This window comes from Bacillus sp. FJAT-27986, from assembly GCF_001685035.1.
Lineage (GTDB): Bacteria > Bacillota > Bacilli > Bacillales > Pradoshiaceae > Pradoshia.
Genome location: NZ_MAYV01000018.1, coordinates 131845 through 156941, shown reverse-complemented (window position 1 = coordinate 156941; position 25097 = coordinate 131845). Strand labels below are relative to the sequence as shown.

At 37.6% G+C, this 25097-nt stretch carries 27 protein-coding genes; 20 read left to right on the top strand and 7 right to left on the bottom strand.

Translation table 11 applies throughout. The annotated features are described in order from the left end of the window. Nucleotides 1-118: 118 nt before the first annotated feature. Nucleotides 119-751 carry a forespore capture DNA-binding protein RefZ gene (gene refZ / locus A8L44_RS16510; RefSeq protein ID WP_066109013.1) on the top strand — a complete coding sequence of 211 codons (633 nt, stop codon included), beginning with the start codon at nt 119-121 and terminating at the stop codon, nt 749-751. 26 nt (nt 752-777) lie between these two features. Here the strand turns inward: refZ and hisJ are convergent, their stop codons facing one another. Then, nucleotides 778-1578 carry a histidinol-phosphatase HisJ gene (gene hisJ / locus A8L44_RS16505; RefSeq protein ID WP_066109011.1) on the bottom strand — a complete coding sequence of 267 codons (801 nt, stop codon included), beginning with the start codon at nt 1576-1578 and terminating at the stop codon, nt 778-780. 195 nt (nt 1579-1773) lie between these two features. On the opposite strand from hisJ, the gene ezrA reads away from it, so the two are divergent. From ezrA to mbcS, 5 genes are all read left to right on the top strand, one after another. Continuing rightward, nucleotides 1774-3468: a septation ring formation regulator EzrA gene (gene ezrA, locus A8L44_RS16500; protein ID WP_066109008.1), complete on the top strand. Its 1695-nt coding sequence runs from the start codon at nt 1774-1776 to the stop codon at nt 3466-3468. 131 nt (nt 3469-3599) lie between these two features. Then, nucleotides 3600-4745, top strand: a complete 1146-nt coding sequence (locus A8L44_RS16495) for a cysteine desulfurase family protein (protein ID WP_066109005.1) — start codon at nt 3600-3602, stop codon at nt 4743-4745. Next, complete coding sequence (gene thiI / locus A8L44_RS16490) at nt 4745-5947, top strand: tRNA uracil 4-sulfurtransferase ThiI (protein WP_066109256.1); 1203 nt, start codon at nt 4745-4747, stop codon at nt 5945-5947. The genes A8L44_RS16495 and thiI overlap by 1 nt, the downstream gene beginning before the upstream one ends. Nucleotides 5948-6034: 87 nt before the next feature. Next, complete coding sequence (locus A8L44_RS16485) at nt 6035-6235, top strand: alpha/beta-type small acid-soluble spore protein (RefSeq protein WP_066109002.1); 201 nt, start codon at nt 6035-6037, stop codon at nt 6233-6235. A gap of 168 nt (nt 6236-6403) precedes the next feature. Next, the gene (gene mbcS, locus A8L44_RS16480; protein ID WP_066108997.1) at nt 6404-7987 is read left to right on the top strand and encodes an acyl-CoA synthetase MbcS; all 1584 of its coding nucleotides are present in this window, start codon (nt 6404-6406) and stop codon (nt 7985-7987) included. Nucleotides 7988-8062: 75 nt separating this feature from the next. Here the strand turns inward: mbcS and A8L44_RS16475 are convergent, their stop codons facing one another. Next, entirely contained in the window at nt 8063-8863 is an 801-nt protein-coding gene (locus A8L44_RS16475; RefSeq protein ID WP_066108994.1) for an NAD kinase, read from the bottom strand. A 131-nt stretch (nt 8864-8994) separates the two neighbouring features. Here A8L44_RS16475 and sppA point away from each other — a divergent pair, with 131 nt between their 5' ends. The 9 genes from sppA (at nt 8995) to A8L44_RS19045 (ending at nt 16255) form a co-directional block, all read left to right on the top strand. After that, complete coding sequence (sppA, locus tag A8L44_RS16470) at nt 8995-9996, top strand: signal peptide peptidase SppA (protein ID WP_066108993.1); 1002 nt, start codon at nt 8995-8997, stop codon at nt 9994-9996. A gap of 12 nt (nt 9997-10008) precedes the next feature. Continuing rightward, entirely contained in the window at nt 10009-10494 is a 486-nt protein-coding gene (locus A8L44_RS16465; protein WP_077248180.1) for an RDD family protein, read from the top strand. Nucleotides 10495-10632: 138 nt separating this feature from the next. Continuing rightward, nucleotides 10633-11271, top strand: coding sequence for a DUF2953 domain-containing protein (locus A8L44_RS16460; protein WP_066108988.1), 639 nt, complete (start codon nt 10633-10635; stop codon nt 11269-11271). Nucleotides 11272-11316: 45 nt separating this feature from the next. Continuing rightward, nucleotides 11317-11790 carry a GerW family sporulation protein gene (ytfJ, locus tag A8L44_RS16455; protein WP_066108985.1) on the top strand — a complete coding sequence of 158 codons (474 nt, stop codon included), beginning with the start codon at nt 11317-11319 and terminating at the stop codon, nt 11788-11790. A 122-nt stretch (nt 11791-11912) separates the two neighbouring features. Continuing rightward, nucleotides 11913-12413 (top strand): thiol peroxidase, encoded by a 501-nt coding sequence (tpx, locus tag A8L44_RS16450; RefSeq protein WP_066108980.1) that lies wholly within the window; start codon nt 11913-11915, stop codon nt 12411-12413. Between the two features lie 164 nt (nt 12414-12577). Then, nucleotides 12578-13564, top strand: coding sequence for a class I SAM-dependent methyltransferase (locus A8L44_RS16445; RefSeq protein WP_066108977.1), 987 nt, complete (start codon nt 12578-12580; stop codon nt 13562-13564). Nucleotides 13565-13767: 203 nt separating this feature from the next. Then, entirely contained in the window at nt 13768-14955 is a 1188-nt protein-coding gene (locus A8L44_RS16440) for an acetate kinase (protein WP_066108974.1), read from the top strand. 252 nt (nt 14956-15207) lie between these two features. Further along, on the top strand, nt 15208-16041 hold the full coding sequence (locus tag A8L44_RS16435; protein ID WP_066108971.1) for an EcsC family protein: 834 nt from the start codon (nt 15208-15210) through the stop codon (nt 16039-16041). 46 nt (nt 16042-16087) lie between these two features. After that, the gene (locus A8L44_RS19045) at nt 16088-16255 is read left to right on the top strand and encodes a hypothetical protein (RefSeq protein ID WP_175354317.1); all 168 of its coding nucleotides are present in this window, start codon (nt 16088-16090) and stop codon (nt 16253-16255) included. A gap of 54 nt (nt 16256-16309) precedes the next feature. On the opposite strand, the gene A8L44_RS16430 is transcribed toward A8L44_RS19045, so the two are convergent. Further along, nucleotides 16310-16624 (bottom strand): hypothetical protein, encoded by a 315-nt coding sequence (locus A8L44_RS16430; protein WP_066108968.1) that lies wholly within the window; start codon nt 16622-16624, stop codon nt 16310-16312. Nucleotides 16625-16851: 227 nt separating this feature from the next. On the opposite strand from A8L44_RS16430, the gene A8L44_RS16425 reads away from it, so the two are divergent. Further along, complete coding sequence (locus A8L44_RS16425) at nt 16852-18060, top strand: argininosuccinate synthase (RefSeq protein WP_066108966.1); 1209 nt, start codon at nt 16852-16854, stop codon at nt 18058-18060. Next, nucleotides 18057-19430, top strand: a complete 1374-nt coding sequence (gene argH, locus A8L44_RS16420; RefSeq protein WP_066108964.1) for an argininosuccinate lyase — start codon at nt 18057-18059, stop codon at nt 19428-19430. Before A8L44_RS16425 ends, argH begins: the two co-directional genes overlap by 4 nt. A 67-nt stretch (nt 19431-19497) precedes the next feature. Here argH and A8L44_RS16415 read toward each other — a convergent pair whose 3' ends face one another. Further along, on the bottom strand, nt 19498-19968 hold the full coding sequence (locus A8L44_RS16415) for a universal stress protein (protein WP_066108961.1): 471 nt from the start codon (nt 19966-19968) through the stop codon (nt 19498-19500). A 260-nt stretch (nt 19969-20228) separates the two neighbouring features. Then, on the bottom strand, nt 20229-21320 hold the full coding sequence (locus tag A8L44_RS16410; protein WP_066108958.1) for a M24 family metallopeptidase: 1092 nt from the start codon (nt 21318-21320) through the stop codon (nt 20229-20231). Nucleotides 21321-21452: 132 nt separating this feature from the next. Between A8L44_RS16410 and A8L44_RS16405 the strand changes: the two genes are divergently transcribed. Beyond that, nucleotides 21453-22130, top strand: a complete 678-nt coding sequence (locus A8L44_RS16405) for a metal-dependent hydrolase (RefSeq protein WP_066108955.1) — start codon at nt 21453-21455, stop codon at nt 22128-22130. A gap of 155 nt (nt 22131-22285) precedes the next feature. Here the strand turns inward: A8L44_RS16405 and A8L44_RS16400 are convergent, their stop codons facing one another. Further along, nucleotides 22286-22735: a hypothetical protein gene (locus A8L44_RS16400; protein ID WP_066108952.1), complete on the bottom strand. Its 450-nt coding sequence runs from the start codon at nt 22733-22735 to the stop codon at nt 22286-22288. 251 nt (nt 22736-22986) lie between these two features. Between A8L44_RS16400 and A8L44_RS16395 the strand changes: the two genes are divergently transcribed. Next, nucleotides 22987-23235, top strand: a complete 249-nt coding sequence (locus tag A8L44_RS16395; protein WP_066108949.1) for a hypothetical protein — start codon at nt 22987-22989, stop codon at nt 23233-23235. A gap of 59 nt (nt 23236-23294) precedes the next feature. Next, on the top strand, nt 23295-24602 hold the full coding sequence (locus A8L44_RS16390; protein WP_066108946.1) for a CBS domain-containing protein: 1308 nt from the start codon (nt 23295-23297) through the stop codon (nt 24600-24602). Nucleotides 24603-24671: 69 nt separating this feature from the next. Here A8L44_RS16390 and A8L44_RS16385 read toward each other — a convergent pair whose 3' ends face one another. Beyond that, entirely contained in the window at nt 24672-24974 is a 303-nt protein-coding gene (locus tag A8L44_RS16385) for a YtpI family protein (RefSeq protein WP_066108943.1), read from the bottom strand. Between the last annotated feature and the right edge of the window lie 123 nt (nt 24975-25097).

The following is a 25097-nucleotide window of genomic DNA, read 5'->3' as shown; positions in this document are numbered from 1 at the left end:
CCCCGATTGGTTCAACGAATACTCGGTGTTGGATGAAAGAACTCCCCGCCGAGCAAGGTTTCACTTTGTCATCTGACATTCCTAGAGAATGTTAATCATAAAGGGGGAAGATAAATTTATGGATAAACTATCGAATAAAAAAGATGATATTTTTGAAGCTGCTGTCTATTTATTCTATATGAAAGGTTATTCAGCAACTTCAATCAGAGATATCGCTGGCCGTGCCGGAGGTAATTCAGCAAATATAGCTTATCACTTTCAGCATAAGCAAGGTCTCCTTGAATATTGTTTTACAGATTTCTTCGAAGGCTATATAAGCGGTATTGAAAATATCGCTGAACAACTCCCACTCATTGGTCCGAAAGAATGTGTCTTAAAGTATACCAAATTTTGCTTGCATTATTACAGAGAAAAGTTCCTATTAACACGTCTTGTATTAAGAGAAATATCAGTAGACTCAAGCCTGAACAGAGAAATCTATACAACCTATTTATCGAAAGAAAAATTTTATATTAATTTATTCCTTGATGCTGGTATGGATTGCGGTGAATTAAAAAAGATTAATCCATCTATGTTTGTCATGAAGCTAAAAGCATTACTGAATGAACCCTTTATTCAGGCCCAATACTTCAGTGAGGTTTGGCAATTATTTACGAACGAATTGTATTTTATAAACAAGTATCAGTTAGAGATTGAACGATTTCTTAATGACTGCTTATTTGAGGAGCGTGTTTGCCCTGTCCCCATCTGACTGGATGCTAAGCGATTATTCGTTTGTTAAGATTTTGTTTTTAGTACATCTAATCCTCTTCCAAGATCTTCCGGATGGTGAGCGTCAGATCCATAACAGAGAGGGATCCCCATTTTTATGGCTGCCTGAATAAAGGGGATGGGAGGGTACGTCTCACCGCACAAGGGTTTAAAAAGGCCGGCCGTGTTTAAATCCAGTTCATACCCACGTTCTTTTATTAATGAAAGTATTGGTAGTAAATAGGATTCTAATGGGGCATTGCTTGGATACTTTTTCTGGAATTTTGTAATTAGAGAAATATGGCCTACCCGTTTGGGCTTAAATGTCCCCAAATCACTTATAATCGATTTTTGAAGGGTATGGTAATAAGCCTTATATAGTTGATCAACAGATTGGTATTGTTCTATCATATGACCGAATTCTGTTTCACTATAATCCAGGCAATACCAGTCGTTTTGATTCTTTAAAAAGTGAACCGACAGAATCGAGTCATCCAAATAAGGGCCAATTTCATTCAGGAATTCTGTTGTTTCCTGTTCCCAGCCATCTATATAATCCACTTCCAAACCAATATTAATAGCAACCTTCGCCTTATACTTCTCTTTACAACGCCTTATTTCCTCTATATATGTGAATAACTGATCCATTTGTATGGAACTATCCCGTGTTGGAGCCGGATCAATAAACCCTTTTGGTAAAGGAGCGTGTTCGGTAAAGGTGATTTCTTCGTACCCCAGCGCTATCGCTTTTTCAATATAAGCAAAAACGGGTTCATCTGTTCCGTGCGGACAATATGGGGTATGTACATGTCCGTCCTTAAATTTCATCGAGAAAGCCTCCTTTTCGACAAATATTTTAAATAAAATATATTTTCTGGACATTAAAAGAGGGCATTGAATAATTTTTTGTAGAAAAAGTAGATTTTATTAGTTAAAAATACTTTATACCATGTTATCATTAAATCATTGATATTGAACTTATTTATATATATTATCTGTCTCGTTTTGAATAGGAGGCTTCATATGGAGTATGTAATAGGGATATTGGTGATTATCTTTATTGCCTTTATTATTGGAATATTGGCAAGGAAGAAACACTACAAAGAAATAGATAGACTTGCAGAGAAAAAAATTGACATCATGAACAGGCCGATAGCAGAAGAATTAGCCAGGGTAAAAAGTTTGAATATGACTGGTCAAACAGAGAGAATGTTTGAAAGATGGCGTAACGAATGGGATACAATCCAAACGGATCGCCTTGCCGATGTTGAGACCCTGCTGTTTGATGCAGAAGAATATGCTGACAAGTACCGATTTAATAAATCAGTGCAGGTTCAAAAGAAGATTGAGCATATTATTGAAGAAATCGAAATTACACTTTCAGCAATGCTTCATGAATTAAATGAATTGGTGGGCAGCGAGGAGCAAAATAAAAAATTAGTTGAAGAGCTTTTATTAGCTTATCGTGAACAGAAGAAACGTTTATTGGCACACCGTCATTCATTTGGTGAAGCTGCGGGTAAATTGGAAGAGGAATTTGATAAGCTTGCTCTGGATTTTGACACATTCAATAACCAAACAGAATCAGGTGATTACTTAGAGGCTAGAGAGCAAGTACTGGGCATCCAGGCTAAATTGCAAAACCTGAAAGAAAAATTGGATTTGATTCCTGATTTAATTGGGCATTGCCAAATACATATACCGGGACTTTTGCATGAACTTAAAATGGGATATGCGGAAATGTGTGAGCAAGGATATCCGTTAAGTCATATGTTTTTTGAAAATGAAATTGAAAAAATGGAAGAAAATTTAGAAAAATATAAGGAATATATTGTTGAGATAAACACCGAAGAAGCTGCAAAAGGAATCGAGGAATTAAACGAATCCATTCAATCCTATTATGATTTGTTGGAAAAAGAGGTTGTGGCACGTCAGTATGTTTTATCAGTTAAGGATTTGTATCAGCAAAAGCTAGATAAATCAATTGATCAGCTTGAGAGACTTGATGAAGAGACAGAATTGGTGAAACAAATCTATCAAATGCCGGAGAAGGAACTTGATGCACGTTCTAATCTTGATAAAACACTGATTACATTGAAATCAAAATGGGAAATGCTTAAAGAGAAAATATACGAAAGAGAGACAGCTTATACGGTATTAAAAGAGGACATCGTTGAGCTTGAATCCAAATTGGATGAACTGAAAGACTTACAAAAAGAATTTGAAGAGAAATTAAATACTCTGCGTAAGGATGAATTGGAATCAAGAGAAACGATAAGGAAGTTGCATCAAAGCATGACGGAATCCTTACGAATCATCAAAGGAAGCAATTTACCGGGTCTTCCAACTTCTTATGAATTAATGGTTATACAAGCAAAAGAAAGCATTGAAGAAGTAAAAGAGAAATTGGAAGAAAAACCATTGAATATGAATGCAGTCATGCACCATCTGGATATTGCAAGTGTTGCGGTTAGTCGTGTTCAGGAGGCTACTGTTGAATTGACTGAACAAGTAATGATGGCCGAGAAGGTTATTCAATACGGCAATCGATATAGAAGCAAATTCCCTTCAGTTGCTATTGCCCTGACCGAAGCAGAAAAGCAATTCCGCAATTATCAATACCAAGATGCTTTAGAGCATGCAGCTGAGGCAATTGAAAAAGTTGAACCGGGTTCGTTAAAAAAAATCCAAGAGTATCTTGAACATAGCAATGTATAGACCAGTCTGGACTTACCAGTCTGGTTTTTTTCTTTGTTTAATCCAGCATAAGATAGAGGCATAAGAGAAAATTACTTTATAAACAGGACAGGATATGCTACATTTTCTTATTGATAGGAAGGGGAAAAAGCATGATTTATTTAGATAATAGCGCGACAACAAAACCCTATAAGGAAGTGATTGATTCCTTCGCAAAGGTTACTGCCGATTTCTGGGGGAATCCATCCTCTTTACATGGCTTCGGAGGGAAGTCAGAAAAACTGTTAGCACAGGCTAGAGAACAGGTCGCGGGTCTTCTGGGAGTAAAGGCTACAGAGATTATCTTTACTTCAGGAGGGTCTGAAAGCAATAATCTGGCCATAAAAGGAATAGCAGAAAATTATCGAAACAGAGGGAAGCATATTATTACCACCTCAATCGAGCATCCTTCCGTAAAAAGACCGTTTGAACAGCTAAAGGAACTTGGCTATGACGTAACCTACTTGCCTGTTAATCAAGATGGCAGAGTTGAAATTGAGCAAGTTAAGGAAGCAATCCGAGAAGATACAATATTGGTGTCAGTTATGCATGTTAATAACGAAGTGGGAACTGTACAACCAATTTATGAAATAGGACATTTTTTGAAGAGTTATCCTAAAATACATTTTCATGTAGATGGGGTTCAGGGCTTTGGTAAAGTCGAACTCTCTTTACGTGATGCTCATATCGATTTATATTCTTTATCAGGACATAAATTCCATGGATTAAAAGGCACCGGAATTCTATTTGCCAGAGAGGGAATTACACTTTCACCGTTAATTGCCGGGGGGAACCAAGAAAGAGGCATGCGCAGTGGGACGGAAAGCTTGGCTGGGGCCGTATCTTTGGCAAAAGCAATGAGATTGGCAATCGAAAAGAGCAGGGACGGCAGTAGAAGAATGAACGAGTACCGTACTCTGATACTTCAAGAGCTATCCAAAATGGAGAATGTTGTCATCAATTCACCTATAGAACATGCAGCTCCACATATTATTAATTTTTCAATTCCGGGACTTAAATCAGAAACATTCGTTCATACTTTGGGTGAGTTTGGAATCTATGTCTCAACAAACAGTGCTTGTTCATCAAAGAAAAAAACGGTTAGCCAAACACTTCTCGCTATGGGAAAAAATGAGCAAATAGCCGGCAGTTCCATACGAATAAGCTTAGATTATGATCATTCGAAGGAAGAAATAGAGCAGGCACTTAAGGAAATTGAAAGAGCAATCCAAATGTTAAGTGAGGTAAGAAAGAAATGATAAGATTTGATCATATCGTAATCCGCTATGGTGAGATTACATTGAAGAAAAGGAATCGTAAAGGCTTTATTGTTCAATTACGTAAAAATATAAAAAAAGCATTGTCAGATTATCCGGAGGTTCGTATTGAGGCGCAGCACGAGAGAATGTATGTTCACTTACAAGGTGCAGATTACAAGCCGATTATGGATATTCTCAAAAAAATATATGGCATTTCTTCGATAAGTCCGGCTTTAAAGGTTGATAAAGAAATCTCAGCCATTCAGGAATCAGCTTTGTTTTATATAAATCATCTAACAACAAAAATTCGTACGTTTAAAATTGATGCTAAGCGTGCTGATAAAACCTATCCCTATTCAACATATGATTTAAATGGCTTGGTAGGGGGATATTGCTTGCAGCATGTAGACGGTTTAACGGTCGATGTTCACAATCCAGATTTGAAATTGAGAGTCGAAGTACGCCAGGATGCTGCTTATATTACGGGTGAAAAAATTATTGGAGCTGGCGGATTGCCAATAGGAAGCAGCGGCTCAGCAATGCTCATGCTTTCTGGAGGGATTGATAGCCCGGTTGCGGGATATTTAACGATGAAAAGGGGAGTAGAGATTGAATGTGTACATTTCTACAGTCCTCCCTTCACAAGCGAACGCTCGAAACAAAAGGTAATTGATTTAGCGAATAAGCTGGCAGAAGTCAATGGACGTATGGTACTGCATGTTGTGCCATTTACCGAAATTCAAAAATTGATTCAAAAGCAAATACCTGATAACTACACAATGACAACCACACGCAGATTGATGCTGCGAATTACTGATGCAATCAGAGAAAAACAAAATGCGCTCGCGATTGTGACTGGTGAAAGTTTAGGCCAAGTAGCCAGCCAGACGATGGAAAGCATGTTTACAATTAATGAGGTTACAAATACACCAATTCTGAGGCCGCTTATAGCAATGGATAAAACAGATATTATTGAAATTGCAGAGAAAATTGATACTCATGAGATATCCATACGTCCTTTTGAGGATTGCTGTACGGTGTTTACACCAGCTAATCCCAAAACTAAGCCAAAAAGAGAAAAAGTCGGTCATTATGAGAGCTATGTCGATTTTGAACCTTTAATTAAAGAGGCATTGGATAAAACAGAAATGTTAGTTTTCACAGGTAAGGAGAAAGAATCGGAAACAGAGGATTTATTCTAAATTTATTTGTGAACAATTACCATTTTAAATCCGGAATGAAGATATGTGTTTTTACACACTCTATTATCACAAGGAGGTGAAAAACACATGTCAAATAACTCAAACAATCTTTTGGTACCAGGAGTTGAACAAGCTCTTGACCAAATGAAATATGAAATCGCTTCTGAGTTCGGTGTACAACTTGGAGCAGAAACAACTTCTCGTGCTAACGGTTCTGTTGGAGGAGAGATTACTAAGCGTCTTGTTCAAATGGCTGAACAACAATTGGGTGGAGGATTCTCCAGATAATTAAATAACATGGCTACAAGAAAGCGGATTTTTAGTCCGCTTTCTTTTTTTTGTATGTTGAAAGCCATTGTAAGAGCCAATCTTTTTCCACTCTCTTAATCCATTATTTGTAAAACAATGTATAATAGAGTTTGATTAACATTATTTGTTTTAAGGGAGGAGAAGGATATGAATCAACAGAACCTGATCGCACCAGAACAATATAATCTAGTCAGCGAGGTAGAAAATAACAGTAAGAACGAAACCAAAATCGCTTTGATTTGGGAAAATGAATACGGGGAAACACAAAAAATTACGTATGGAGAATTGATTAAAAGGGTGAATAGAGTTGGCAATATTTTGTTAGAGGAAGGGTTGAGGGAGGGGGATAAAATTCTCGTCATGATTCCTCGCTTTATTGAAGCGTATGTGATTTACTTAGCTGCTTTAAAAATAGGTACAGTGGTCATACCATGTTCTGAAATGCTTCGAGAAAAAGATCTTGTTTATCGAAGCAAGCATGCAGAAGCAAAAGCGGTAATTGTTCATAAGCCTCATACCTCTTTATTTACAGAAATTATATCGGAGGATTCACTGAAATCATTTGTTATAAATGGAAATGAAGATGGGTGGATTCAACTGGATGAACGAATGAAAGACGCTTCAGAAGAGTTACAAATGGTGAAAACCATGGGAGATGATATGGCCTTTTTATCCTATACTTCAGGTACAACAGGGCAACCAAAGGGAGTTGTCCACACTCATAGCTGGGCCTATGCACATCTCAGAACAGCTGCCTCAAACTGGTTATCAATAGGTGAAGATGATGTTGTATGGGCTACAGCCGGACCTGGATGGCAAAAGTGGATTTGGAGTCCCTTTTTATCTGTTCTTGGATCGGGAGCTACTGGGTTTGTATATCACGGAAAGTTTGAAGCAGAGAAATATTTAAAATTAATTGATCAGCATTCAATTACTGTTTTATGCTGTACCCCTACGGAATATCGATTGATGGCGAAGGTAGACAGCCTCGATCAATATAGCCTGGGAAGCCTACATAGTGCCGTTTCAGCAGGTGAGCCGCTTAATAGAGAAGTGATCGATACGTTTCAAAACTATTTCGGGGTCACCGTTCGTGATGGATACGGGCAAACAGAAAATACCCTTCTGGTCGGTATCATGAAGGGGATGGATGTGAAGCCGGGTTCCATGGGGAAACCAACCCCTGGAAATAACGTAGAAATTATTAATGAGGAGGGGCAGATTTGCCAACCTGGCGAAGTAGGCGATATAGCTGTCCACATTAAAACTCCCGCGTTGTTTAAAAATTACTATAAGGATCCGGAACGGACAGCAATGCAGTTTAGAGGCGATTTTTATATTACAGGAGATAAAGCTAAAAAAGATGAGGACGGGTATTTTTGGTTTGAAGGACGCGGTGACGATATTATTATCAGTTCGGGTTATACCATTGGGCCATTTGAAGTGGAGGATGCACTTGTTAAACATCCATATGTGAAGGAGTGCGCTGTAGTAGGGAGTCCGGATGAGGTAAGAGGGCAAATCGTAAAAGCGTTCGTAGTCTTACAAGATAGCGTTGATGTCAATGATCCTCAATTGGTGCAAACCTTGCAGAACCATGTTAAAGAGCTTACAGCCCCATATAAATATCCAAGAAAAATTACTTTTGTGGAAGATTTGCCGAAAACAATCAGCGGCAAAATAATGCGTGTCGAATTAAGAAATAAGGAGAAAGAAGTATATAAGGCGTAAACAAAATCCTCTTTCGTCAAAAAAAGATGATTCCGACCAGCGGAATCATCTTTTTTGTTTCCTTCGTATGAAAATTTAAAGGAATGTCCTGTGGACTTTTTCCCAAAAAGAATTATTACGTAACTTTACCGTCTTGATATATCTTCCGCTCAGTTTAATATCCAATCGTTCGGTAAGATGAATACTCATCGCTTCATTATCCATCCCGATAATCGGGTAATCGTTTTCATTATCTAATACTTGAAGAGAAAGAGTACGATCTGGAGCCAAAATAAATGAAGCACCAAGCGTACGATAATGATTATTATTCATCGATGCTATTTCGCTCACCTGCATACAGTCAAGCAAAGGGTCTACAACTGCACCGTTGACCGATTTGTTGTAGGCAGTACTTCCAGTAGGTGTAGAAATTATCATCCCATCCCCACGGAATGTTTCAAATAATATGTCATCAATGTGAACATCGATAGCCATTGTTTTAATTAAAGCAGAACGGAATGTGCATTCATTTAAGCAATCAAAACTTATTTGGTTATCAACCGTTACTTCAATTGTAGGATATTTTCTTACTTCAATGACGGGCTTTGTGACTGCTTCCACCATATTTTCCGTATCATTTATGTAGAAATCACAATACATATTTAATTGCTTGTTTAATGAAATGCCTGCATACAGGCAATCCTCTCTGAAGCCTGTCTTACGTACTGCCTGAAGAAATGTTCCGTCATCTCCTACACTAACGATAATATTAGCATCTTTATGTTCATCTACAAGTTCGAATCCGTAGTTGCTTGCATTATCCTTTAATTTATTGACCTGATCCACCATTTCTTGACCTTGCTTGTAATAAAAAAAGATATTTCTGCGTTCCCCCATTTTGTTCCCTCCTTGTAGGTTAGTATTGGTACTCCTGATTATAGGTTTACCAAAATAAGGTGCTATAATAATTCTATCATGAATAATAAGAACATTAAAACTACTTAAAGCGTGATTGGGGGACAATTTGTATGAGTAAAAAAAGATGGTTGGCACTTGGAATAGCAGCGGTGATATTTTTTGTATCCGTTCTTATGAATGCTATCTCAACATTTTCAAGTGAAGAGTCTGCTATGACAAATTTGTTTGAGGATACATTATTTGAGGAGGATATCATTGAAGAAGGGGATGTGAACAGTCAAATTGTTGTCATGGATGTAGAAGGAGTCATTCAGGACACAGGTGAGGAAGAAAGTTATTTTACGGCTGAAGCCTATAATCACCGATCCTTTATGGAAAGATTGAATGCCATTAAGGACAATGATACGGTCAAAGGAATTATTTTACGCGTCAACAGCCCAGGTGGCGGTGTCGTAGAAAGTGCGGAAATACATAATAAGTTAATGCAAATTAAAAAGGAAACAAAGAAACCAATATATGTATCAATGGGTTCACAGGCTGCATCTGGAGGTTATTATATTTCAACACCGGCCGACAAGATATTTGCCAGTCCGGAAACAATGACAGGGTCACTCGGAGTCATTATGCAAAGCTATAACTTTGAAGGGTTAGCTGAAAAGTATGGAATCGACATGGTCACTATTAAAAGCGGTAAATTTAAGGATCTTATGAATCCATTTAGAGAAGTGACAGAGGATGAAAAGGAAATTCTTCAATCGATGGTTACCAGCTCCTATGATCAATTCGTGAAGGTCATTGCGGAAGGGCGCAGTATGCCTGAGGATGAAGTAAGAAAAATTGCTGATGGGCGTATCTACGATGGCCGTCAAGCAAAGGAGATTAATTTAATTGATGAGCTTGGTTATTTAGAGGATGTAATTGCCGATATGAAAAAAAGTGAAAATCTAAAAGGTGCACAAGTGGTTCGTTTAGTTGGATCAGATAGCCTAAGCTCATTATTTTCGATGAAAATGCAGCAATGGGCAGGCGTGAATGATGAGGTAAGCACGATCAAAAGCCTAATGACTGAAAATCAATCGCCACGGATGATGTATCTATATTCTGCGAATTAAGGAGGGTGGAAAATGGAAGATTATCAAGAAGAACTGACTTTAGACGAACAGATACAGCCTCCTGACTCTATTCCAAACCATCTGCGTGCAGGATTTTGGATGAGATTCTGGGCTTATCTCATCGATCTTATAGTAATTGGCAGCATAAGTCGATTATTTATCAATCCGATATTCAGACTGTTTGATATTTCTATGGATAATACGGGTATCTTCTCAGCTTATACCATAGTTGATTCGATAGTATTTTTCGGGTATTTCATTCTTACTTCCAAATTTTTAGCCCAATCTCTAGGAAAAATGATTATGGGTCTTAGAGTGGTATCATTGGATGGAACGCCTTTGGATTGGAAAACAGTAATTTTTAGAGAATGGATTGGCCGATATATCTCCGCTGTACTTATGCTCGGTTATATCGTTATTGCATTTAATCCAAAGAAACAGGGCTTTCATGATATGTTCAGTGATACAGTTGTTGTGTTGGAAGAGCGCGGTAAATAAATACAGGTTATAAAGGACTCCTTCTGTTAGAAGGGGTCTTTTTGCTATCTCGACGTTAAAAAAGTCAATGAGAAGTTTAGATTCAGTTATGATTGACCATACTGTTTGTTTGATGACGTACTCGGGAGGATATAAACGATGAAGCTTTTATTACTGATTTGTATAGTTGTGCTAATCCTTATATCCGTCTTTTTGCTTTCGAAAGTAACGATACATATTGAATATCATCACACTCAGGAAAAGAATAAGGCAATTATAAAGGTTCAATTATGGAGGGGCCTTATCCACTATTCTAAAGTAGTACAGCTGTCTGACGAAAAATATCAGCCTTCTTCTTATCGAGAAAGTACTTATCGGCAACAAAATCAATCAAACCAAAGTGAATCCTCTGCTGATGAATCTTTATCTATGGATGGTGTTCAAGCTGCCTTTCAGAATCTGAAGGAAATGCTTTCACAATTGAGGAGTTATCAAGAAACTGTAAAAAAATTCACCTCTAAAATACAAATGACAGATTTGCAAATGGAAATTCATTACGGTACAGGTGAAGCATCAACAACAGCAGTGGCAACCGGAGCATTATGGGGTTTAACTGGCGGAGCTATTGGTATCATCAGTCAGTATTTTTCATTAATGATACCTCCTAAAATCGATATTATCCCATATTTCTCAGTCAAGAAACCATTTGAAACGAAAATCGAATGCATAGCCCGTGTCCGAATGGCAAAAACTATAGTTGCAGGTTGGAAGCTGGCACGTTTAATGCTAAGGGAATAGGAAATGAAAATTTGAATAAAGCAAAACTATGCAGGAGGTTATAAAATGTCCAATCATCCAATTGAAGGTCTTATGAATTCAGCAATGGAAAACTTAAAAAGTATGATTGATGTTAATACGATTATTGGTGATCCCGTAGAAACTCCTGATGGCAGTGTGATAATGACTGTGTCAAAGGTTGGATTTGGCTATGCAGCTGGAGGCAGTGACTATCAAATTAGCCGTGGAGGAAGCCAGGGTACTGGCGAGGAGAAGCGTCATCCATTCGGCGGAGGAGCTGCAGGTGGTGTTTCAATCACACCGATTGCGTTTCTAATTGTTAATGCACATGGTGTAAAAATGCTTCATCTTAATGAGAGTACACATCTAATCGAAAAAATTCTTGATTCAGCTCCGATTGCTATGGATAAGGTAGAATCAATGATTTCGAAGGTAGGGAAAAACAATAAAAAAAATAACTCTAATTCTCAGGATGCTTCAGATTCCTCTTCCAATGAATCAGGGAATAGCTTTATGTGATTGTTAGTAAAGTTTTATCATAACCACATTCCATGCGAATGTGGTTATTTTTTTACAAAGAGTATGTATATCTCTATACTTAAGAATGTAGAGAATATATCGGAATATAAGGAGGAATTGGTGTGGCAACAGTAACATTTAAAGGTAATCCGGTTACATTGATTGGTAAGGAAGTAAAAGTAGGTGACACTGCACCTGATTTTACAGTGTTGGCTAATGATTTATCCCCAGTAACATTGAAAGATACAGATGGAAAAGTAAGAATTATTAGTGTCGTACCTTCTTTGGATACAGGCGTTTGTGATACTCAAACAAGAAAATTCAATGAAGAGGCAGCAAAAGCAGGGGATGTTGTTGTAATGACAGTAAGTATGGATCTTCCTTTTGCTCAAAAACGCTGGTGTGCAGCAGCAGGTTTAGAAAACGTCATAACGGTTTCTGATCACCGAGACGCTTCTTTTGGAGAGGCTTACGGAGTACTAATGAAAGAATTACGTTTATTGGCACGTGCTGTTTTTGTAGTTGACAGCAATAATAAAGTGACATATGTGGAATATGTACCGGAAGGCACTACGCATCCGCAATATGAAGCAGCGCTTGAAGCAGCAAAAGCTGCAAAGTAAAAAGCTCTATATAAAGTTTCTGCCCCTTAAAGTTAGACAGGCTTTTCTAACGTTTAAGGGGCGTTTTTAATGAACGTATTTTTTTGAATGATTAGACTTGTCCTTTATGAAACGTAATACTACAATGGGGAAAGTAAAATGCATAAAAGCTGGAGGAACTTAAAATGATCACAACAAATGTTGAATCTATATACGAATTGATAACATCTACCGCAACTATAATACAGGACGAACTAGGGATTACAGAGTTGGAAGCCATCGCTGAAACAGGAGAAAATTGGTTCCATAATGCCGTTCTTCAGGAAGAATTGAGTGAACTGGCAGTCAAACGTTTAAAAAATAGCTATCAGGATAAACCTTTGGAGCAGTTTAGTAAAGAAGATATCCGTAAAGGTTGGCAATTGGCAGTATTGAAATCCAGCAGATCTAATGTTCAGGCAAATCATCAAATGACTCCGGATGCCTTGGGATTTCTATTTGCTTATCTGCTCGAAAAATTCACCAAAAATCAAGATACGTTAACGATTACTGATTTGGCAGTCGGAACAGGTAACCTTCTGTTTTCTATTTTAAATTCACTGGATAAAAAGGAGCTAGATGCTACAGGTGTTGAGGTCGATGAAACTTTAATTCGACTCGCCTATTGTGGAGCTAATCTCATCGGCCATCCTATCCAATTTTTACATCAGGATAGCCTGCAGCCGTTGTTTATTAACCCTGCAGATGCAGTAGTTTGTGATTTACCGGTAGGCTATTATCCAAACGATCAGAGAGCGGCCGATTTTAAAGTGAAATCTGAAAATGGTATGTCATATGCCCATCATTTATTAATTGAACAAAGCTTCACGTATTCAAAAGAAGGGGCATATCTATTTTTCCTGATTCCTAATGATCTTTTCAACACAGTTGAAGCAAAGGCTCTTCATCAATTTATTAACGAAGAGGGATATATTCAGGGGATGATTCAGCTGCCTGAAAGTTTATTCCAATCGAAGCAATCGGCTAAAAGTATTCTTATCCTGCAGAAAAAAGGGAAAGATATAAAAGCACCAAAGCAGGTTTTGCTCGTCAATATGCCGAAGCTATCTGACAGGGCAGCTACAGCTTCCATGTTAAGTAAAATTGATGCATGGATAGAAGATGAAAAGTAAAAGATAGTTTTATTACCGTTATATAAATTTTTTGACAAGTTAGAATTGTTTAAATAAAATAATATTATTGTGAAAACGGTAACAAAGTAATTTCGGCTTGCGAGAACGCTTGTTCAATGTTTTAATTGGAATCGAGAACATATAAAATAAGCAGTTACCGTGTAACATCGATGCTATTCATAAATGTAAGGAGCAGAGAATATATGTCAAAAATAATCGCGATTAATGCTGGGAGTTCCTCTTTGAAATTTCAATTATTTGAGATGCCTGAGGAAACTGTAATCACTAAAGGGATTGTAGAAAGAATCGGACTTCAAGACTCCATTTTTACAATTACAGTAAATGGAGAAAAGAAAACGATGGTTACAGAAATACCTGACCATTCCGTTGCTGTAAAGCTTTTGCTTGAAAAGCTTACTGAATATAAAATCATCAATTCCCTTGAAGAAATTGAAGGAATTGGACACAGAATCGTACATGGCGGAGAAATCTTTAAGGATTCTGCTGTTATTACGGATGAAGTATTGGAGCAAATTGAAGACTTGGCTGAATTAGCGCCGCTTCACAATCGTGCGAACGCAACTGGTATCAGAGCTTTCCGTGAAGTATTGCCAAACGTACCAGCGGTTGCTGTTTTCGATACAGCATTCCACCAAACAATGCCTGAAAGCTCTTATCTGTACAGCTTGCCATACGACTATTATAAAGAATACGGAATCCGTAAATATGGTTTCCACGGAACTTCTCATAAATATGTATCCGAACGTGCAGCTGAGCTATTAAAACGTCCTCTTGAGCAATTGCGTTTAATCTCCTGCCACTTAGGTAATGGAGCAAGTATTACCGCAATTGAAGGCGGAAAATCTATCGATACAACTATGGGATTCACTCCATTGGAAGGTTTAACAATGGGAACAAGATCCGGAAGCTTAGACCCTGCCTTAATCCCATTCTTAATGGCTAAAACAGGTAAAACAGCTGATGATGTAATCAATATTCTTAATAAAAAATCCGGTATGCTTGGTGTTTCCGGTTTCTCCAGCGACTTACGTGATATTGAACAAGCGGCTGAAGAAGGTAACGAGCGCGCTGAATTGGCTATCTCTAAATTTGCTGATGGTATTCACAAATATATTGGATCCTACGCAGCGAAAATGAACGGGGTAGATGCAATTATCTTCACAGCTGGTATTGGTGAAAATAGTTCTGAAATCCGTGCGCGTGTATTAAAAGGTTTAGAATTCATGGGCGTATATTGGGATCCAGCTTTAAACAATGTACGTGGAAAAGAGCAATTTGTGAACCATCCATATTCACCAGTTAAAGTTATCATTATCCCAACTGATGAAGAAGTAATGATTGCCCGTGATGTGGTACGTTTAACACATTAATAACTTGCATAATTTTAGTTTAATGATAAAAGGAATTCGGACTAGAGCTTTATAGCTCCTAGTCTGAATTCCTTTTTTGTGTTTAGTGCTATTAAATTCACTCAGGAGTATTCTAATGGATGATGTTATCTTGCGTTATTCTTATATCTGTTCATTGATAGGACTTCAGTACAGCTATTTTCGAGAATATAGGAATTGGTACGATATGTGATATACTTTTTGTATCAGACCATTTAAAGAGGTGATCATTATATGGCGTTGACTAAACGGGATCAGGAAATTTGGATGGAAATAAAAGAGTGGGAAGCGGAGATGAAGGCAAGTGAGCCAACCGATTTTGAAACATATTATGATCGGTGGATAGAGAATATGTTCACGCTGTTGCCGGAGAGTACACAACAGGAGTTTTTCTCAAAAATGGATAATTGGTTATTTCACCTGCACTCCATGATTCATGAGTCTCAATTCCAACTTGATGCAAGGAATCGTATACTAACAAATGCCCGCGTTTTTGATGAAAATATATCAACACTAAAAGACTTAAAAGAGCTTTCCATTGATCAGTTGGCCTATATCGCTGAACAGCAAGTGGCCAGACATCGGATGTATTCTCTCGTTCAGGGAGGTATTTCGGCTGTAAATGGAGGGGTGGCTTTAGCCGCGGATTTGCCGGCTCAAATGGTGATCAATTTAAGGAGCATTCAGCTGATTGGAATTTCATATGGTTTTGAAATGAACACCCCATATGAAATTATGCTTTCACTAAAGGTATTCCATGCTGGTACAATGCCAGAACGTATGCAAAAGTATTTCTGGGAGACCTTAATGGAGGATTTGGATCATTCACCTTCTTATTTCTATGAAGGGGAAGATGAGTTGAGCAATGTTTTTTGGTTTGATCAGCCTATTAAACAAATGATGAAGGTGATGGCTATATATTTCTTTAGGAAAAAGGTATTTAAGGGAATACCAATTCTAAGCATGGCTATCGGTTCAGGTGCTAATTATCGTCTAACAAAAAAAGTTACGGATTTTGCAGATAAATTTTATAAATATCGTTACTTAAGTGAAAAAGAGAACCTTTGATAGATGTATCACCGTGTGTAGCTACATATAGGGAGTAAGCTCTCGAATGGATATGGTTGTAACTGATATAGGTCTTCAGCAGATTTCAACTGATTTATTTAAAATACCCGGTTCTAAAAAAGTTTGTAAATTAGTATTGGAGAAATTAACTTTCCAGAGCATGTACATTTCATCGGGAAGTAAGGGAAGATTAAATTGCATAATTTATGAATAATATAGAATGAACCGCCCTCAATAATGGGCGGTTTTTTTGATAATAGACCACAAATTATAAATGTTTTTTTCCTGTTAAATCCTGTTCAGTTCTGTACCAAATCCATAAATCATTTATGATTGAGGCATGTTCAGCAATTTCGTAATTTAGAGTACATGAAACCTCAAAATCATCTTCATCATTTAACTGATTTAATTTATGATTAATAATCCGTTCAATATCCTGTATACGCTCTGGGATCTCCCCTCTAATTTGTTCCCAACGGTTTAGGATGGCTTTTTGTACAATAGGAGGGTAGACAGCAAAGTCCAATTTCAGGTGAGGAATCGGTATACCCAGACGTTCATCGTATATGAAAAAATCCTCCATTTTAGTTCACTCCCAATGTTCATTCATACAAATAGTTTACACAATCTGGCTAATATATACGAATTTCTTTTGTAATTTATAATAGCGGAAAGTTACAATGATTCAGCATAAAATAAATTTTCAGGAAATACTTGAAAAAGTCACATAATGTTGGTAAAGTGAATAACATATTCTAATTGCATAAAAACATTTTTATTTGAATAAATATACATCGGAGGGGAACGTTCATGAATAAAAATAAAGTAGTACTTGCCTATTCAGGAGGATTAGATACATCAGTTGCTATTTCCTGGTTAAAACAAAAGGGGTATGACGTGGTAGCATGCTGCCTGGATGTAGGCGAAGGCAAAGATTTAGATTTTATAAAAGAGAAGGCTATTAAGGTTGGTGCCTGTTCTTCCTATGTAATAGATGCCAGAGAAGAATTTGCTAATGATTATGCGTTAGTTGCTCTTCAGGCGCATGCAATGTATGAGGGGAAATATCCATTGATTTCTGCTTTATCCCGACCATTGATTGCAAAAAAACTTGTTGAAGTAGCGGAAAAAGAAAATGCTGTTGCTGTGGCACATGGCTGTACAGGAAAAGGGAATGATCAAGTACGTTTTGAAGTATCAATTCAAGCTTTGAACCCTAACTTGAAGGTACTTGCACCGGTTAGAGACTGGAGCTGGTCTCGCGAGGAAGAGATTGAATATGCAAAACAAAATAATATTCCTGTACCGATTAATTTAGATAGCCCATACTCAATTGACCAAAATTTATGGGGACGCAGTAATGAATGCGGAGTTCTTGAGGATCCCTGGGCAGCCCCTCCGGAGGGAGCGTATGATTTAACAACAGCTCTTGAACATACTCCTGATACACCAGATATTATTGAGATTACGTTTAAAGAAGGAGTACCTGTTGCATTAAATGGAGTTGAATCTCCTTTAGCCGCATTAATCCAGAATCTTAATAATCTTGCTGGTAAACATGGTGTTGGCAGAATTGATCATGTGGAGAACCGTTTGGTTGGAATTAAGTCAAGGGAAGTATACGAGTGTCCTGGTGCATTAACTTTAATTAAAGCGCACAAAGAACTGGAAGACCTAACAATGGTTAAAGAATTGGCACATTTTAAGCCTGTAATTGAGAAGAAATTAACTGAACTCATTTATGAGGGCCTATGGTTTTCACCGCTGAAAGATGCTTTGATTGCCTTTTTGAAACAATCTCAAAGCTTCGTGACTGGCGTAGTACGTGTGAAATTATTTAAAGGTCATGCTATTGTGGAAGGTAGAAAGTCTGAATACTCTCTTTATAATGAAAACCTGGCAACCTATACTTCAGCTGACGAATTTGACCATGCGAGTGCGGTTGGATTTATCAATCTATGGGGACTGCCTACAAAAGTAAACAGTCAGGTTCACAATCAAAAGAAGGTGACAGTGTGAAAAAACTGTGGGGAGGCAGATTTACGAAAACTGCCGAAGAATGGATTGATTCCTTTGGCGCCTCCATCGCGTTTGATCAAGAATTAGTGATGGAAGACCTCGAAGGAAGCCTTGCTCATGTGACAATGCTTGGAGCCTGTGAGATTCTCTCGAAAGAGGAAGTCGAGTTAATTAAGAATGGATTGTACTCTTTAAAAGAAAAGGCGGAAAAAAGAGAGCTCTCTTTTTCTGTAGATTTTGAAGATATCCATTTAAATTTGGAAAAATTACTTATTGATGAAATTGGGCCGGTTGGAGGTAAATTGCATACTGCCAGAAGCCGTAATGATCAGGTGGCAACGGACATGCATTTATATTTACGTTCCCAGGTCAATGAAATCATCGGCGGAATTACAGAATTCCAAAACACGCTGATTCAGGTGGCCGAAAGGCATATCGAGACAGTTGTTCCGGGATATACTCATTTACAAAGAGCCCAGCCTATTTCATTAGGGCATCACTTTATGGCCTATTTTTGGATGCTTCAGCGAGATAAAGAACGTTTACAGGACAGCCTGAAAAGGATTAATCTCTCGCCTCTTGGAGCAGGCGCGTTGGCTGGTACAACATTCCCAATTAATCGGGAATTGACTGCTCAGCTGATGGGGTTTGATGGAATCTATGAAAATAGCTTAGATGCTGTAAGTGATCGTGACTTCATCGCAGAGTTTTTGAATAATGCATCATTGATCATGATGCATCTATCCAGATTCAGTGAAGAAATTATTTTGTGGTCCAGCCAAGAGTATCGGTTTATCGAATTGGATGATACGTTTTCAACAGGATCAAGTATTATGCCACAAAAGAAAAATCCGGATATGGCAGAGTTGATTCGCGGTAAAACCGGACGTGTGTATGGAAATGCCTTTGGGTTATTAACTCTCTTAAAGGGCTTGCCACTGGCTTACAATAAAGACATGCAAGAGGACAAAGAAGGCATGTTTGACACGGTTATGACACTAAAAGGATCTTTGAAAATTTTTAATGGAATGATAGAGACTATGAAGGTTCATACAAATGTGATGAAGGAAGCAGTTTATAACGATTTTTCAAATGCGACCGAGTTGGCTGATTACTTGGCAGCTAAGGGAATCCCTTTTCGTGAAGCGCATGAAATTGTCGGTAAATTAGTTCTATATTGTATACAAAAGGGGTACTATCTACTCGATCTTCCATTAGAAAAATTAAAAGAAGCATCCAATCTAATTGAGGAAGATATCTATGAAGCTTTGAAACCGGAAGAGGCTGTGAGAAGAAGAAACAGCTCTGGTGGTACTGGCTTTAATCAGGTAAGACTGGCTATTGATAAAGCAAAGAGTTTAGTGGAATAAGAGCCTCATACAATAAAAATCCCATGTGCGCGGCGCATGGGATTTTTATTGTTAATTACGTGTATACTTACTTTGCTGCAGCTTGATCCACAGGTTTATCATCGGAACGAATAACCATTACGTCGCATTTTGCATAACGAATAATATGTTCAGATACGCTTCCGATAAAGAAACGCTCAACAGCATTTAAACCGGTTGCGCCACAAATAATTAAGTCAACATTAAAAGATTTAGCGATATCTTTAGGAATTTTTACTTTTGGAGATCCAAACTCAATAGATAGAGCTACATCTCTAACACCAGCATCAAGAGCAATTTGTTTATATTCCTCTAAAAGGTCTTTTGCATATTGCTCAGCGCTCTCAGAAATAGAAATGCTGTATGCCTCAACTGCAGCAAATGTACGGTTGTCGACAACATGAGCTAAAACTAACCTAGCGTCATTTCTTTTTGCTACGTCAATTGCTTTTTTGAAGGCCCATTCTGCCTCCTGTGAACCGTCAACTGCCACAAGGATATTATTATAGGTTAATGCCATATTAATCTCCTCCTTTAAGTATATTTATATTATACTATAAATTACACAAAAAGTCGGAATATTATATGAACATATTTTGAAATGAATTATAAATATTATAAATAATACAATAACGAATATCTTAATTTATTGAATATTATTTTGAAATACTTAATGATTCAAGAAAGATAATGTCTCTCAATCCGATTAGTATTCTTTTTTAATACATAATAAAAACAGCGAGTTATCCCCGCTGTCTGTTGGTTTATTATATAGTGCTCTTAAATAGTTACTAGTTCTTTCGGGAATTTAGTAAGAATTTCTACCCCGTTTTCAGTCACATATAGATCATCCTCTATGCGAACGCCGGCTTTGCCAGGAACATAAATACCCGGCTCAATCGTAAAGACCATTCCTTCCTGAAGAGACAGTGTATTGATTTCGGTCAAGGAAGGATATTCGTGAACGCTAATTCCAAGGCCATGACCAAGACGATGAGGGAAATAGTCACCATATCCCTTATTTCTAATAATATTACGTGCTGTTAAATCTATTTCGGCACAAGTTTTTCCAGGTCGGCATGCTTCAACTGCAGCAATTTGAGCCTCAAGAACAGTGTTGTAAATTTCCCTTTGTTCTTCATTAATTTGTCCGAAAGCAACTGTACGTGTAATATCAGAACAATATCCATCTACCACAACACCTAAGTCGAATAGAACCAGGTCACCTTTTTTGACTTTCGTTTGTCCAGGAACTCCATGAGGGGAAGCGGCGTTTTCACCAGTTAGCACCATTGTTGCAAAGGACATTTCGGATACGCCTTCTCTTTTCAATTGATACTCCAAAGCAGCCAGGATTTCCATTTCTGTTTTACCCTCTGCAATTTCTTCAGTTCCGATTTTTATGGCATAGTCAGCAAGACGGCAAGCTTCTTTAATGATTTTTAATTCAGATGGACTTTTAATCATACGCAGTTGACGCATTTTTTCTTCCGCCGATATATATGTCGGCTGGTTTAAAATTGAATTAAGTCCTTCAAGTCGTTCCATAGTTAAATGTTCTTTTTCCACTGCCAGAGTTTGAATAGAAATGTTTCTTTTTTTCAGTGTTTCTTTAATAACTTCCCATGGATTTTGGGTATCAGAAATGCCAAGCACTTCATACCCCCAGCCAGCCTGTTTTGCGTCTGAAACCTCCATTTGCGGGCAAATTAAAATAGGTTCTTCAGTAGGGAAAGTAATTACTGCCAATAAGCGTTCATGAGGATCGCTATAGAACCCACTTAGGTAAAAAACATTTTCTGTAGACGTGATAAAAGCAGCATCAGCCTGTTTTTCGGTAAGCCAATTTGCCAAGTGATTTAAGTTACTCATATTGGACCTCCATAATATTTTATGTAAATGTTACTATGAAAGTAGAGTATCAATTATGCAGGATAATGTAAATTGTTAGAAAACTTAATTTAACGGGTATTTATTGAAAAAACAATGAAAGGACTGAAGGAGATGAAAGTATCTTTTCATGGCCATTCCGTAGTGAAAATCGAAACAGAGGGAAAACAATTGCTGATTGATCCATTTATTACGGGAAATGAATTGACAGATTTAACAGTGGAGGATGTAAATCCGGATTATATTTTAATTACACATGGACATGATGATCATTTGGGTGATACGGTTCAGTTGGCCAAAAAACATGATGCGCTGGTAATCTGTAATTTTGAATTAAGTACATACTTGGGATGGAAAGGTGTAAAAACACATGGCATGTCCATCGGTGGAGCTTATGAGTTTGATTTTGGAAAAGTGAAATTAACCCAAGCTTTTCACGGAACGGGGTTTGAGGATAATGGCCAATTAATTTATGGAGGGATGCCTGCAGGGTTGTTGATTACAGCGGAAGGTAAAACGATTTACCATGCCGGAGATACAGGCTTATTCTCAGATATGAAGTTGATTGGTGACCGTCATCCGATTGATTTAGCATTCCTGCCGATTGGAGATAATTTCACGATGGGGCCAGAAGATGCTGCGCTGGCTGCAGAATTCCTGCACCCTAAACAAGTTGTTCCAATTCACTATAATACGTTCCCACCGATTAAGCAGGATCCATATTATTTTGCTTCCTTATGTGATTCAGAACTCGTTCGGGTTCTGAAACCGGGAGAATCTATTGAATTATAAAAATAGAGTTTTATGTGAACGGATTGGTTTTTAGAAAATGCTAAATATCAGAATAATTAATACTAGAATTAGCATTAAAATCTAACCATTTTTCATAGTGTAACCAAGAAAAGCATCGGTACTATGCCGATGCTTTTTAACGTGATTTATTTTAACTAGCGGATTTCTATTACAAAAGCATAACTTGAGTCGCCCTTTTCCCATCTTGCCGATACGTCGTAAACATATATCCCTTTTTCTTTTGGCAATACGATCTTATTATCCCGAATATGTACATTCGCTGTTTTTTCATTGGTAAGCCATTGATTTACATTTAATGTATTTTCTTGCGGTGTGTTTTTGAATTCTATGTTCAATTCGGATTCAGGTGATGCAACCACAGGTTTGAATTCGTGATCTTTAATAATTTCTGGAGGAGAAGGCATATCAACACAACCAGCATTTATGAGTCCATTCCAGCAATATGAGCCTTGCGCGGTCTCTACATTTTTATCTTCAACAGTTATGGTTGGTGAAGGTGGTGTTACGTTTAATAGTCCAATAAGAAAATAGCCACCCATACTTAAAGTAATCAATACAATCAATGTAACCAAGTACTTTTTCATACGCTTCCCTCTTAATGGAATAATTTACTAATCAATCACTAAAATAGTTTAACATAAATTTCTAAAACACTTAGAATTCAACTGAAAAAATCCTTTATTGCACGCAAAAATGAGCAAATTCAATGTGAATTGAATTAACTTCTGCATGTATCCATAATTAATTTTGTTCTTAAAACCGAACCTGTTAGTTTTATGTGTACTTCTTTTTTTTTCGTTTATTCATATATTTATCTTATAGGAGGGATAAATCTATGAAAATTCGTTGTGGTATCAGTTTGGTAATTGGCCTGGCGATGTTATTATGGGCACTTCCATATCTATCATTTGAAGGTAATATGGAAGAAACCATTTTTTCATTCGCATGGCTTGCGCTCGCATTTAGTGTTTTGGGAGGGAACCTTTCAGCTATTTTGTACAGTGTGGGTAATAAACGAACAATTGCGCAGTCAAAAGGTACAAAAAATCCCCATATTTCCAGACAATATAAAAGGTCACATTGATTGATTGGAACGTTTCCCATTATAATAGTAATAATGGATAACGAAAAAGGGTGAATAGTTTGGCTACTAAGCATGAACAAATATTGGCATATATTGATGAACTACCGATTGGCCAAAAAATCTCTGTACGGCAAATTGCAAAAGCACTGACCGTCAGTGAGGGAACCGCCTATCGAGCAATTAAAGAAGCTGAAAATAAAGGGTATGTCAGTACGATTGAAAGAGTTGGAACCATTCGTATTGAACGGAAGAAAAAAGAAAACATAGAAAAACTGACATTTGCTGAGGTTGTTAATATCGTTGATGGACAGGTCCTCGGTGGTAGATCAGGGCTTCATAAAACTCTGAATAAATTTGTCATAGGGGCTATGGAGCTTGAGGCGATGATGCGTTACACAGAGGCAGGCAATCTTTTGATTGTCGGGAACCGTGTGAAAGCACATGAACTTGCATTAACCACAGGGGCAGCTGTGCTCATCACCGGTGGATTTGATACAGCGGATTCAGTTAAAAAACTTGCGGATGAATTGCAAATGCCTGTGATCTCTACGTCTTACGATACCTTTACTGTTGCAACAATGATTAATAGAGCAATCTATGATCAGCTGATTAAAAAAGAGATTTTACTTGTCGAAGATATTCTTATTCCAATTGAGAAAACAGAAGTACTGAAAGCAGGAAATACAGTTGAACGTTGGACTGAACTGAATAAAGCGACAAAGCATAGCCGTTTTCCGGTGGTAGATGATAATTTGCGCCTGCAGGGAATGGTTACATCTAGGGATATTCTTGGGGTTGATGCTTCCGTACAGATTGATAAAGTTATGACTAAAAATCCTATCTTTGTAGGTGAAAAGACGAGTGTAGCATCTGCCGCTCATATGATGGTTTGGGAGGGTATTGAGCTCTTGCCAGTCATTGATAACCGCAATCTTTTAATCGGAATTATAAGCAGACAAGATGTTTTAAAGGCATTGCAAATGAGCCAGCGGCAACCACAGGTCGGTGAGACGATTGATGATGTCATCGCCAATCAAATGACGGCTGTTCAGGGTAATGATAGTTATCAGTGTGAGGTGACACCTCAGATGACTAATTACTTGGGAACGATCTCGTATGGTGTATTTACAGCTATGGTAATTGAAGCAACGAATAGAGTGCTGCGAGGATATAAACGCGGTGATTTAGTTGTAGAGAATATGACGATCTATTTCTTAAAGCCTGTTCAGCTTGAGAGCAAACTCGAAATTGTACCAAAGGTACTGGAAATTGGACGGAAGTTTGGAAAAGTAGATATAGAAGTCTTCAATGAAGGAAAATTGGTCGGTAAGGCCATGATGACCTGCCAGTTATTGGAGCGTAGTTAACGATAAAAAATTGCCTTTATAGGAGCTATAAAGGCAATTTTGCATATTCACGTAATGATTATGATACGATTATTTTAGTGCCGCCTGATATTCTTCCTCAGCAAGGGGAGCATAATATTTATACATTCTTACACCGCCATATATACTCCATCCGCCAACTATGATAAAAATAGCAGCGACGATATAGGTGACAGTTGTATGAAAAAGGAATAGCTGATTAAGACCGAAAAGAGCAACAAATACACCTAAAGAGATGGATGATTTACCGGACAGATATGCTCTTTGCATAGGTAACTTGGTTCTGAAGTATTTTGTCTTATAGTAAATAAAAAACGAAAAAGACATTACAATTAAAAATACAAATATTATCATGCACTGTGCCTCCAATTGGGTTGTATGCCTATATTGTACAAGATATTGAAATATTGTACCAATTTGGAATTCGATTCCTTATCCTTGGTTGCGGGTATCATATGCATGACCATACATAAAAAA